Here is a 12108-nt window from a genome sequence, read left to right as displayed (position 1 = left end):
TCGAACCGGACTCCGCCTATTTTGGCTGGTCCCCCTGGCCGGGGACCCCCGGCGTCCGGCAACCGAGTCCTAGGAGATCCCATGACCTACGCGATCCAGGCGGACGGCCTGGAGAAGCGGTTCGGTGAGACCCGGGCGCTGGACGGCGTCTCCCTCACCGCCGAGGCCGGAACGGTGCTCGGCGTGCTGGGGCCGAACGGCGCCGGCAAGACGACCATGACCCGGATCCTCGCCACGCTGATCGAGCCGACCGGCGGCACCGCGCGGGTCGGCGGGTTCGACGTGGTGAAGGACGCGCACAAGGTGCGGCAGCTGATCGGGCTCACCGGCCAGTACGCCGGGGTCGACGAGATGCTGACCGGCACCGAGAACCTCGTCCTGATCGGGCGGCTGCTCGGGATCCCGCGCCGCGACTCCAGGGCGCGCGCCGCCGAGCTGCTGGAGCGCTTCCAGCTGACCGACGCCGCCGAGCGCGCCGCCAAGACGTACTCGGGCGGGATGCGCCGCCGCCTCGACCTGGCGGCGAGCCTCGTCGGGCGCCCGCAGATCCTGTTCCTGGACGAGCCGACCACGGGCCTCGACCCGCGCAGCCGCAACGGCCTCTGGGACATCGTCCGCGGCCTGACCGACGACGGCGTCACCGTGCTGCTCACCACGCAGTACCTGGAGGAGGCCGACCAGCTGGCCGACGACATCATCGTCATCGACCGCGGCCAGGCCATCGCGCACGGCACGTCCGACATGCTGAAGGCCCAGGTCGGCGGGCAGGTGCTGGAGGTCAGGCCGGTCGACGCGGCCGACGTGGCGACGGTGGAGCGCATCGTCGGCGAGCTGGCCGAGGCCGTCCCGGAGGTCCGCGACGACCTGGTCAGCGCCCCGATCACCGACCCGCAGCTGATGCCGGCCGTGGTCCGCCGCCTCGACGAGGCGGGCGTCGCCGTCGGCGAGCTGTCGCTGCGCAAGTCCAGCCTGGACGAGGTGTTCTTCGCCCTCACCGGCCACCACACCGACGACATCGACGCCGAGGCCGGCGAACTGCAGAAGCAGGCCGACAAGGAAGGTGCCTCCGCATGACCACCGCGACGCTCGCGCCGCAGGACCTGTCCAAGCGGGTCGCGCCGGGCACGGCCGTGCGCAACACGGTCACGCTGGCCTGGCGCAACCTCGTCCAGATCAAGCACAATCCGATGGAACTGCTCGACCTGTCGATCCAGCCCATCATGTTCGTGCTGCTGTTCGCCTACGTGTTCGGCCCGCCGATGAAGGGCAGTGTCGAGGCGTACCTGCCGATCGTGATCCCCGGCATCATCGCCCAGAACGCCCTGTTCGCCGGGATGAGCACCGGGTTCGGGCTGAACACCGACATCACCAAGGGCGTGTTCGACCGGTTCCGGAGCCTGCCGATCGCGCGCAGCGCCCCGCTCGCGGGACGGATCATCGCCGACACCGTCAAGCAGGCGTGGTCGATGACGATCCTGCTGCTGGTCGGGTTCGCCATCGGCTTCCGGGTGGAGACGAACGTGCTGGCGGTGGTCGGCGCCTTCCTGCTGCTGCTGGCCTTCGCGGTCCTGTTCTCCTGGACGTCGGTCTTCATCGCGATGAAGGTCAACGAGCCGGAGAAGGTGCAGATCTTCGGCTTCGTGGTGATCTTCCCGCTGAGCTTCCTCAGCACCGCGTTCATCCCGTCCACGAAGGGCATCCCCGGCTGGCTGGCCTACATCATGGACAACAGCCCGGTCACGCAACTGGTCGAGGCGATGCGTGGCCTGCTGGTCGGCGGCCCCGTCCTGGAGCACGCCTGGATCGCGCTCGCGTGGGGGGCCGGCATCTCGCTGGTCTTCGCGCCCCTGTCGCTCCGCGCCTTCAAGCAGCGCGCCTGAGAGGCGGCGCACGAGAAGCGTCCCGAGAACGGGAAACGCCCCGGCGGTCGGATGACCGCCGGGGCGTCGCGCGTAACGGGTCAGACCGCGTTCTGGTCGGCCTTGGCCTTGGCCTTCGCCTTGCCGTCGTCGAGGGCCGCGAGCTCGAAGTCGGCGCGCGGCTGCTCGATGGTCGCGAGCGAGACGGTCTCGCGCTTGAGGAAGAGCGCGAGCGTCCAGTCCGCGATGACGCGGATCTTGCGGTTGAAGGTCGGGACCATCGCGCCGTGGTAGCTGCGGTGGAAGAACCACGCGGGCCAGCCCTTGAGCTTGATGCCGAGGGGGTTGGCCACGCCCTTGTGCAGGCCGAGGCCCGCGACGGCGCCGAGGTTGCCGTGCACGTAGGGCTTGAGCGTCTTGCCGCGCATCGACCGGACGATGTTGTCGCCGAGCAGCTTGGCCTGGCGGACGGCGTGCTGGGCGTTCGGCGGGCAGAACATGCCGTCCTCGGTGAGGTCGGGGATCGCCGCGTTGTCGCCCGCGGTGAAGGCGCGGACGAGGCCCTCGATGGTGAGGTACTCGGTGCCCTTCACGCGGCCGCGCTCGTCCACCGGCAGGTCGCCGTTGCGCACGACGGGCGACGGCTTGACGCCCGCGTTCCACACGAGGGTGCCTGCCGGGAAGCTGCTGCCGTCCGACAGCTCGATCTGGCCGTCCACCGCCGACTGGAGGAAGGTGCTCATCTTCACCGCGATGCCGCGGCCGCGCAGCTGCTCGGCGGTCCACTTGCCCATGTCGGGGCCGACCTCGGGCAGGATGCGGTCGGTCGCCTCGACCAGGACGAACCGCAGGTCCTGCGGCGTGACCTTGCGCATGTACTTGGTGGCGTCGCGGGTCATGTCCTCGAGCTCGGCGACCGCCTCGACGCCGGCGAACCCGCCGCCGACGAACACGAAGGTCAGCGCCTTGCGGCGCAGCTCAACGTCGTCGGTCGACTCGGCGATCTCCAGCTGCTCCAGGACGTGGTTGCGCAGGTGGATGGCCTCGCCGACGGTCTTGAGGCTGATGCCGTTCTCGGCCAGCCCGGGGATCGGCAGGAGCCGCGGCACCGCGCCGGCCGCCATGACCAGGTAGTCGTAGGTGATCCGCTCCGGCGGCCCGGCCAGGGGCTGGACGATCGCCCATCGCTCGTCGTGGTTCAGTTCGGTCACGCGCGCCTTGCGGACGGTGCACTTCGGCAGCACCCGGCGCAGCGGGACGACGACGTGCCGCGGGGAGATGTTCCCGGCGGCGGCCTCGGGCAGGAACGGCTGGTACGTCATGTACGAGTTGGGGTCGACGACGGTGACCCTGACCTCGCCCCTCCGCAGCTCCCGCTTCAGCTTCTTCTGCAGGCGAAGAGCGGTGTACATGCCCACATAGCCGCCACCCACGATGAGGATGTGGGGAGCGCCGGGGGTCCCCTGGGCGGTCCTGGCCATTGCGGCCCTCCAATGTCACGGTCGGCTTGTGAAGACATTCACAAACTAGCGGATGGAACGTGCCGTTCACCAATCGAAAACCACGAAAGAACCGCCGAACTTCCCGTTACGGCAAAGGATGAGCCCGAAACGGGTGTGAAACCCGCCACTCCTTGCCCAAAAGTGGGGTGGATCGCAGCAATACACGCATGACGAACATCACAGGGCACCGCGCCGGGCGGCGCCGCCCGGAGGCGGCACGAACGGCCCGTCCCACCCCCGGAAAACCCCTAAGGTTGGGGCGGACGAGGAAGGGGGCGCCGGCGGCGGGACGCACGGGGCCGACAAGCGGGGGCCGAGTTGACGGCGATCCGGCGGCGCGCGGCGTACGATCTCGCCCGGGAGCGTATCGATGATGAGCAGAGACCGGCGTCCGGTCATGGCCGCGGCGGGCGCGCTCGCGCTCGCCGGGGCGCTGAGCGGCTGCGGGCTGATCGGCCAGCCCCAGAACAAGAGCGCGGAACTGTCGGAGTGGTTCACCGTGACCAGCCCGGTCTTCCGCGATGGGCGCGAGTTGCCCCCGAGATACGGCTGCACGACGTACCCTGGCGGGCAGGGCAAGACCCCGCCGCTCCGGTGGTCGGGCACGCCGGCCGGCACCCGGTCGTTCGCGATCGTGATGGACGACCCCGACGCCTCCGGCGGCGCCAAGGTCCACTGGGTGATCGCGGGCATCGACGGAACCGTGAACGAACTGGTCGAAGGCGCCCGGCTCGACGGGACCGTCGAAGGCTTGACCACAGGCAAGAAGGCGGGTTACGCGCCCCCGTGCCCGCCCAAGGGAGAGAAGCATCGGTACCGGTTCAGCATCTACGCGCTGGACCATCCGGCACCGTTCCAGAACGGCGCGGCTCTGAAGGACTCGCTCCCCGCGATCGCCGAGCACACGGTGGGGCGCGGGCGGATCACCGGGAACTTCGGCGGCGAGCAGGCGCGTTGACCGTGGAGCCTGAGAGCACAGGGTCGGGGCGGACCCCGCGGGGGCCGGAGCCGTCAGGGGCGTGCGGACCGGCGGAGTTGGCCGATCGGCATGCGCCGTGTGAGGGTAAATGTGCGCGAAGGGTGTGACAACGGTCATAGCGGTCGGAGAGAATCGGGCTAAGCCAAGGCGGCGGAAACCCGTGACTATCCGGACGCTGGCGACAATCGGGACGGACCCGCGGTCCGCGCTGGCGACTCTCGCCGGGCCAAGGCATTGGGTGGTGGCATGACTTCTTACATCGTGGTCTTCGGCCTCATTGTGGTCGTCGTCCTCGTGGTCGTCCTCGTGGCCCTCGGCCTGCGGGCCAGCAGGGCGGGAGGCGATGACGACGACGACTGGATGGACGACGAGCCGCAGAAGCAGCCGCGCGGCCGCCGGGGGATCCCTCCACCTCAGGAGCAGATGAGCGGTCCGGAGGAGTACGGCCCCGGGTACGACGAGGGCTACGACGGCGGCTACGACCGCGCCCCCGAGCCCGTTCCCGACCGCCGCGTCGCCGGTCCCGGCGGCGGCCCGCTCGCCGCTCCGACCGCCGCACCGGGCCCGTCCGCTCCGCCGCCCCCGCCTCCGGGCCAGGCGTCGGACGAGATGGAGGACGACGACTACTGGGCGACGATCACCTTCGACAAGCCCAAGTTCCCCTGGCAGCACGACGAGGGCGGCGCGCGGCCCGAGAGCGACCCGGCCGCCGACCCGCTGAACGCGCAGCAGGCCCCCCCGCCCGAGCAGCCGGCCATCGAGCCGCCCGGGCTCACCCAGCCCGTCTCCCTGGGCCCCGACGGCACCGTCCTCAACGGCCTCGGCGGCGGCACCGGGCCGCAGCAGACGCCCCACGGCCCCGGCGGGTTCCAGGGCGGCTCACCGTTCCCGGGCGGCGACCCGGGCGCGACGTCGCTCGACCCCATCCCGACCGACCTGGCCGGACCGGGCGGCCCCGGCGGCCCCGGCGCCTCCGGCCCGCAGAATCCCTTCGGCCTCGGCGCGCCCGACCAGCCGGTCTACGGCGGCCAGGAGCCTCAGCCCGCGTACGGCGCCTCCGACTACAGCCCCGGCGACTCCTCCTCCTATGGAGGCCAAGACCAGTACGGCGGCGGCCAGGAGCAGTACGGCGGGGGCCAGGACCAGTACGGGGGCGGTCAGGACCAGTACGGCGGGGACCAGCCGCAGTACGGCGTCCCCGAGCAGCCCCAGTACGGCTCTCAGGAGCCGTCCTACGGCGACTACAACTCCGACCCGCTCGGCGGCCGTCCGGCCGCGGGCCCGCCGCCCGGAGGCCGCCAGGACTACGACCTGCCGCTCGGCTCGTCCGGTCCCGGCGGGGCGCTCGGCAGCGACCCGCTCGGGCTGCCCATCGGCCGTCCCGAGGAGCCGCCCGCGCCGCCCGCTCCCCCCGCGCCGCCCGCTCCCCCCGCGCCGCCCGCGCCCGCCGCACCCGCCGCCCCGGCGGCCCACGGCGGCGGCTCCGACACCGACGGCCACAAGCTCCCGACCGTGGACGAGCTTCTCCAGCGCATCCAGTCCGACCGGCAGCGGTCGGGCCCGCCCTCCCCGTCCGAGACGGGCGGCTCCTACGGCGGCTCTCTGAACGACCCGCTGGGCGACCCTCTCGGCACCGGCTCCTACGGGACGACCTCGTCCGGCGCACCGAGCACGGGCAACACGGGCCCGTGGCCGTCAGGCGGGCAGCAGGGCGGCTACGACACCGGCGCGGGCCCCGGCCAGGGCTACGACTCCGGGATCGGCGCGCCGCCCGGATACGGGCAGGGCCAGCAGAACGACGGCTACCCGACCGCCCCCGCCTACGGCGATTCGCAGCGCTACGACGACCCGCTCGGCGGGTTCGGCGGCGGCACCGAGAGCGGTTCCGGAGGCTCCGGAGCGTACGGCGACTTCAGCGGCAGCAGCTACAACGGCGGCGACCCGCTGGCCGCGCCGCACGACCAGGGCACCGGCGGCTACGCCGACCCGAACGCCACACAGGCGTACGGGTCCGGCTACTACGGGGGCACTCCGCAGCAGGGCGGCTACCCGCAGGGCGGCCAGCAGAACGACAACCCCCCGTACGGCTCGAACCAGCCCGCCGACGACTGGGAGAACTACCGCCGCTGACCTCAGCGCACCCGACCGAGGGCCGCCGGATCCGTCCGGCGGCCCTCGTCGCGTCCTGGGGAACCCCCCGCGCACATGATTGAATACGATGTGTGACTTTTAGGCCACCGAACGTATCCACGCTCCGGCGAGATCTGCTCGCCTCGTTCGTCGTCTTCCTCGTCGCGATCCCGCTCTCGCTGGGCATCGCCGTCGCCTCCGGCGCACCCGTCGCGGCCGGGCTGATCGCCGCCGTCGTCGGCGGCATCGTCGCCGGCCTGATCGGCGGCTCGCCGCTCCAGGTCAGCGGCCCCGCCGCCGGGCTCACCGTCCTCGTCGCCGGCCTCGTGCAGACCTACGGCTGGCGCGCCACCTGCACGATCACCATGCTCGCCGGGCTCGTGCAGATCGTGCTCGGCGCGAGCCGGGTCGCGCGAGCCGCCCTCGCCGTCTCCCCCGCCGTCGTGCACGGCATGCTCGCCGGGGTCGGCGTCGTCATCGTCCTCGCCCAGGTCCACGTGGTCCTCGGCGGCAGTCCCCAGCAGTCGGCCGTCGCGAACCTGCGCGAGCTGCCGGGCCAGCTCTCGCAGTCGCACTCGCATTCCGCGCTGGTGGCCGGGCTGACCGTGCTCGTCGTGCTGGGCTGGGCCCGGCTGCCCAAGAGCGGGCCGCTTCGCCTTGTTCCTGGCCCTTTGCCCGCCGTCGCCCTGGCCACCGCCCTCGCCTGGGCCCTCGACTGGCGGGTGCCGCGCGTCGACCTGCCGTCCTCGCTGCTGGACGGCTGGAGCCTCCCCGTCATGCCCCAGGGGACACTGTTCGGTATCACCGGCGCGGTCATCTCCGTGGCGCTCGTGGCGGCCGTGGAGTCCCTGCTGTGCAGCGTCGCGGTCGACCGCTCCCGCCCGGCGGGCGTCCCGTCCGCCGACCTCGACCGGGACCTGCTCGGCCAGGGCGCCGCGAACGCCGTCTCCGGCGTGCTCGGCGGGCTGCCGATCACCGGCGTGATCGTCCGCAGCACCGCCAACATCGAGGCGGGCGGCCGCACCAGGCTGTCGCCCATCCTGCACGGCGTCTGGGTCCTCGTCCTCGCCCTGGCCTGCGGGCCGCTCATCGAACAGGTCCCGCTGGCGGCGCTCGCCGCGCTGCTGGTCGTGCTCGGCGTCCGGCTCGCCGACCTGTCCCGGGTCCGCGCCCTGCGCCACCACCGCGAGGCGCCCGCCTACTTCGTCACCCTCGGCGGTGTCGTGCTGTTCGGGCTCGGCGAGGGCGTCCTGCTCGGCATCGGGGTCATGGCGGTGCTCGCCCTGCGCCGGCTCACCCGGCTGTCGGTCCGGACGGAGCAGCTCGTGCCCGCCCCCGGCGACGCCCCCGCCCCGCCCCGCTGGCACGTGGTCGTCGAGGGCACGTTCACCTTCCTCGGCGTCCCCCGCGTGGCGCGCGCTCTGCAGCAGATCCCGGCGGACGGCAGCGTCGACCTGGACCTCAACGTCGACTTCATGGACCACGCCGCGTTCGACGCCGTCCACCGGTGGCGGCTCGCCCACGAACGCCAAGGGGGGAGGGTCGACATCGACGAGGTTCACGAGGCTTGGTATGAAAGAGCTGTGACAGGCGATATGTCCCAACCGGCCAAGACTCCGCCCCCGGCCCGCTGGTGGGCCCCCTGGTCCAACCGGCGGCGGCGGCCCGAGACCGAGCTGGACGCACCCGAGATGTCCCCCGCGAACGTCCTGCTGAACGGCGTCCGCGAGTACCACGGGCGCACGGCCCCGCTCGTACGTCCGATCATGGCCGAGCTGGCGATGGAGCAGAAACCCCAGCATCTGTTCATCACCTGCGTCGACTCGCGCATCGTGCCCAACATCATCACCGCGAGCGGCCCCGGCGACCTGTTCATCAACCGCAACGTCGGCGCGCTCGTCCCCCGGCACGGCTCCCGGACGCCCGACGACTCGGTGGCGGCCACGGTCGAGTACGCCGTCAACGTCCTGGACATCAAGACGATCACGGTCTGCGGCCACTCCAACTGCGGTGCGATGGCCGCGCTGCTCGCCGGCGGCACCGAGGTCGAGCACCTGGAGGGCCTGTCGCGCTGGCTGAAGCACGGCAACCACAGCCTCGCCCGCTTCCTCGCCGAGGACCAGCCCGGCGACGAGCAGCCCCTCGCCCGCCTCTGCAAGATCAACGTGATGCAGCAGCTCGACAACCTGCTGACCTACCCGTGGCTCCGGGAGCGGGTCGAGTCCGGCGACATCGAGCTGGTCGGCCTCTACCTCGACCTCGGCTCCGCCACCGTCGAGGTCTTCGACCCGGCGGGCGGCGCCTTCGTCCCCGTCCCGGACGAGGCGCCGCGGAGCCGGTCGCTCACCTGACGAAGGCGCGGGTCGTCCCCCGGCAGGACGACCCGCGCCCCGGCTCTACCAGCGCCCGACGAGCTCGTCCTCGTCGCGCGTGGAGCTGCGCACGTACATCCCCGTGACCTTGCGCGCCCGCCGCGCGCGCCGGTCGGTCGCCGGCAGGAACAGCGCGTCGCGCCGGCTGGCGCGCGAGAAGTCCCACAGGTACACCAGGCTCCCCAGCACCCCGGCGAGCACAAGGGCCACGAACACGATGACGATCATCATCGCTCCTCTCCACGGGACTCCAGCACCCCGGTCCCGCCGCCGTCACCGATCAGGGCGATCAGCTCTTACCAGCACGGTAAGCGCCCCGTATGAAACCCTCTGTGTCCCATGACCTGTTTCGGGAGAGTCTCTGTCCCCAACCCGTCGGCCACCGAGCGGCCGGCGCACGATTCGGCGGTTGCCGGGGACCGGTGTTCCCGGACGGTAGCGGTGCAAGGTTCATGGCCGCGGACGAGGACCGCGGCCCGAGCACAACCGAGGAGGTTCGGTCATGACCAAGAAGATGCTCAGCTTCGACCGCGGTCCCGGCGGTGAACTGGTCACCGTCAGCGACGACGGGAAGACGGTCGAGTTCGGCGACGGAGTGAAGCTGGTCCGGCCGGAGGCCGGTGCGTCGTCCGACGCCGGAAAGCCGAACGCCGTGAGCTTCACGCGCAGCTCCGGCGGCGAGCGGGTCACCGTCAGCCCCGACGGGAAGACCACCACGTACCCCGACGGAACGAAGATGATCCGTCCCTAGGCGGTACGCGAGCCACCCACGGACGCCGCGCAGACCAGCACAACGGGTCTGGACGGCGTCTTCGACACAGCACCACAGGGGCCCGGCCACCACCGGGCCCCACCTCCCCGCCGTGGCTCCCGGACGGCCCGGTCGTCGTCCGGCGCGGGGCCGGTGTGACACAGGGCGGACGAGTCGGCCTTTCAGGGGAACCGCCGGCGCCCCGGCACCGGAGTGCGGTGCGGCTCAGAACGGCCTGCGATCATGACCTCATGTCGAGGGAGCGTTCGCGCCGCTATCGCCCGGTCCACGTCGCATGCATCATCATCGCTTCCGTCACGGGCCTGCTTTCAGTCGTCTGGATCGGTGGCACGGTAGCCGCGTGGGCAGGACAGGCAGGCAGGGCGCGAGCGACGGCGCAGGTACTGGACGTCAGCGGTAACCGCTCCTCCGGCCACCTCGTCGTCCAGTTCACGACGGGCGACGGCAGCAGGGTGAAGGCCGAAGAAAGGCGGCGCGGCTGGCCTGGATCCGCCAGGCCGGGAGCCCAGGTCGAGGTCGCCTACGACCCCGGCAGCCCGGCTGACGTACAGCCGTTCCAGAACCTGGGAAGGTCGTCGGCCGCGTGCGCGCTCTTCACTGTGGCGGCGGTCGCCTCGGGCGCCGGCGCCTACCGCACCCGCGCCCGGCCGTCCGCCGCGGCATAGAGCCGCGGTCGCTCTGGGGGGAGAACTCGGAGGCGGACGAGTCGGCCTGTAAGCCGGGTTTTGTGTCCGTCGTCCCTTGCGGGGCGGCGGGTGACGGCCATCCATCTCGGGCCGCCGTTGCCGGCGGTCTCCAGCGGTCTACCCGCAGGCTCGGGCGGGCCGCCCTCAGGCACCTGCGCGGGGCCTCTTGCGGGGCCCCTTCTTGACCTTGCTCCGGGTGGGGTTTACCTAGCCGCCCACGTCACCGTGGGCGCTGGTGAGCTCTTACCTCACCGTTTCACCCTTACCACCGGCGGACCGGTGGCGGTCTGCTTTCTGTGGCACTGTCCCGCGGGTCACCCCGGGTCGGCGTTACCGACCACCCTGCCCTGTGGAGCCCGGACTTTCCTCGACGGGGATCGCTCCCCGACGCGGCCGTCCGGCCGGCTCGTCCGCCGTCCACCAAGATTAGCGGGTGCGCGGGGGGACTCGCGAACCTGCGGGAGGGCGTTCAGGGACTCGCGCAGCCGGGTGCCGGGGACGTTGTGGTCCCGCATCCGGCCGGACAGGTAGTGGTCGTAGGCGGCCATGTCGAAGTGGCCGTGGCCGCACAGGGCGGTCAGGATGACCTTGGGCTCGCCCGTCTCGGAGCAGCGGCGGGCCTCTTCGACGGCGGCGGCCAGGGCATGGGTGGGTTCGGGAGCCGGAACGATGCCCTCCGTGCGGGCGAACAGGACGCCGGCCTCGAAGCATTCGCGCTGGGGTTTGGCGGTCGCTTCGAAGACGCCCAGCTCGTACATGTGGGAAAGCAGCGGCGCCATGCCGTGGTAGCGGAGGCCGCCCGCGTGGACGGGGTCGGGGACGAAGCCGTGTCCGAGCGTGTGCATCTTGAGCAGGGGCGCGGAGCCGGCGGTGTCCGCGAAGTCGTAGGCGTAGCGGCCGCGGGTGAAGGACGGGCAGGCGGCGGGTTCCACGGCGCGGATGACGGGGTCCATACGGCCCCGGAGCTTCTCGCGGAGGAAGGGGAAGAACAGGCCGGCGAAGTTGGAGCCGCCGCCGGTGCAGCCGACGATCAGATCGGGGGTCTCGCCGGCGATGGCCAGCTGTTCGAGTGCCTCCTCGCCGATGACGGTCTGGTGCATGAGGACGTGGTTGAGGACGCTGCCGAGCGCGTAGCGGGTGTCCTCGGGGGCTGCGGACTCGACGGCCTCGCTGATGGCGATGCCGAGGGAGCCGGGCGAGTCCGGGTCGTCCGCGAGGATCGCCGCGCCGGACGAGGTGAGCGGTGACGGGCTGGCGTGCACGCGGGCGCCGTACAGCTCCATCATCGACCGGCGGTACGGCTTCTGGTCGTAGGAGGCGCGCACCATCCAGATCTCGCAGTCCAGGCCGAACTGGGCGCAGGCGAAGGCGAGGGCGCTCCCCCACTGGCCGGCGCCGGTCTCGCTCGTCAGGCGGCGGACGCCCTGCCGCGCGTTGTAGTACACCTGCGGGACGGCCGTGTTCGGTTTGTGCGAGCCGACGGGTGAGACGCCCTCGTACTTGACGTAGATGCGGGCGGGGGTGCCGAGGGCGCGTTCGAGGCGGCGCGCCCGGATCAGCGGTGTCGGGCGCCAGAGGCGGTAGACGTCGCGGACCCGCTCGGGGATGTCGACGTACCGCTCGCCGGTGACCTCCTGGGCGATGAGGTCCGCGGGGAACAGCGGCGCCAGGTCGTCCGGCCCGACCGGCTCGCGCGTCCCCGGGTGCAGCGGCGGGGGCGGCGGCGCGGGCAGGTCCGGGACGACGTTGTACCAGCGGCGCGGAAGCCTCGGCCCGTCCGGCGGGATGTTCGTGGTCACGGTCCCTCC

9 protein-coding genes, 1 other RNA gene and 1 pseudogene are annotated in these 12108 nt (G+C 72.1%); 7 read left to right on the top strand and 4 right to left on the bottom strand.

Annotation, left to right across the window (positions count from 1 at the left end; translation table 11 throughout):
• Window positions 1–81: 81 nt before the first annotated feature.
• Together AB0C84_RS16050 and AB0C84_RS16045 are read left to right on the top strand one after the other, a co-directional pair.
• Window positions 82–1074: an ATP-binding cassette domain-containing protein gene (locus tag AB0C84_RS16050; RefSeq protein ID WP_179847303.1), complete on the top strand. Its 993-nt coding sequence runs from the start codon at window positions 82–84 to the stop codon at window positions 1072–1074.
• Window positions 1071–1880, top strand: coding sequence for an ABC transporter permease (locus tag AB0C84_RS16045; RefSeq protein ID WP_179847302.1), 810 nt, complete (start codon window positions 1071–1073; stop codon window positions 1878–1880). The genes AB0C84_RS16050 and AB0C84_RS16045 overlap by 4 nt, the downstream gene beginning before the upstream one ends.
• Window positions 1881–1960: 80 nt before the next feature.
• Here AB0C84_RS16045 and AB0C84_RS16040 read toward each other — a convergent pair whose 3' ends face one another.
• The gene (locus AB0C84_RS16040) at window positions 1961–3340 is read right to left on the bottom strand and encodes an NAD(P)/FAD-dependent oxidoreductase (protein ID WP_179847301.1); all 1380 of its coding nucleotides are present in this window, start codon (window positions 3338–3340) and stop codon (window positions 1961–1963) included.
• 391 nt (window positions 3341–3731) lie between these two features.
• Between AB0C84_RS16040 and AB0C84_RS16035 the strand changes: the two genes are divergently transcribed.
• The 3 genes from AB0C84_RS16035 (at window position 3732) to AB0C84_RS16025 (ending at window position 8821) form a co-directional block, all read left to right on the top strand.
• Window positions 3732–4319: a YbhB/YbcL family Raf kinase inhibitor-like protein gene (locus AB0C84_RS16035; RefSeq protein ID WP_246396205.1), complete on the top strand. Its 588-nt coding sequence runs from the start codon at window positions 3732–3734 to the stop codon at window positions 4317–4319.
• Between the two features lie 267 nt (window positions 4320–4586).
• Window positions 4587–6470: a hypothetical protein gene (locus tag AB0C84_RS16030; protein WP_361066235.1), complete on the top strand. Its 1884-nt coding sequence runs from the start codon at window positions 4587–4589 to the stop codon at window positions 6468–6470.
• Window positions 6471–6562: 92 nt separating this feature from the next.
• Window positions 6563–8821, top strand: a complete 2259-nt coding sequence (locus AB0C84_RS16025; RefSeq protein WP_361066232.1) for a bifunctional SulP family inorganic anion transporter/carbonic anhydrase — start codon at window positions 6563–6565, stop codon at window positions 8819–8821.
• 45 nt (window positions 8822–8866) lie between these two features.
• On the opposite strand, the gene AB0C84_RS16020 is transcribed toward AB0C84_RS16025, so the two are convergent.
• A complete protein-coding gene (locus AB0C84_RS16020) occupies window positions 8867–9073 on the bottom strand; it encodes a hypothetical protein (protein ID WP_361066230.1) in 207 nt (68 codons plus the stop codon).
• Window positions 9074–9344: 271 nt separating this feature from the next.
• Here AB0C84_RS16020 and AB0C84_RS16015 point away from each other — a divergent pair, with 271 nt between their 5' ends.
• Together AB0C84_RS16015 and AB0C84_RS16010 are read left to right on the top strand one after the other, a co-directional pair.
• Entirely contained in the window at window positions 9345–9593 is a 249-nt protein-coding gene (locus AB0C84_RS16015) for a hypothetical protein (protein ID WP_361066227.1), read from the top strand.
• A 251-nt stretch (window positions 9594–9844) separates the two neighbouring features.
• The gene (locus tag AB0C84_RS16010) at window positions 9845–10279 is read left to right on the top strand and encodes a DUF3592 domain-containing protein (RefSeq protein ID WP_361066224.1); all 435 of its coding nucleotides are present in this window, start codon (window positions 9845–9847) and stop codon (window positions 10277–10279) included.
• Window positions 10280–10312: 33 nt separating this feature from the next.
• Here the strand turns inward: AB0C84_RS16010 and rnpB are convergent.
• Together rnpB and AB0C84_RS16000 are read right to left on the bottom strand one after the other, a co-directional pair.
• Window positions 10313–10709: RNase P RNA component class A (gene rnpB / locus AB0C84_RS16005), an RNA gene on the bottom strand.
• Between the two features lie 139 nt (window positions 10710–10848).
• Window positions 10849–12099, bottom strand: a pseudogene (locus AB0C84_RS16000) (TrpB-like pyridoxal phosphate-dependent enzyme); the annotation flags it as partial.
• Window positions 12100–12108: the final 9 nt, after the last annotated feature.

Origin of the sequence: Actinomadura sp. NPDC048955 (assembly GCF_040649435.1) — a bacterium.
Classification (GTDB): domain Bacteria; phylum Actinomycetota; class Actinomycetes; order Streptosporangiales; family Streptosporangiaceae; genus Spirillospora; species Spirillospora luteofluorescens.
This window is presented reverse-complemented; position numbering and strand designations above follow the sequence as displayed.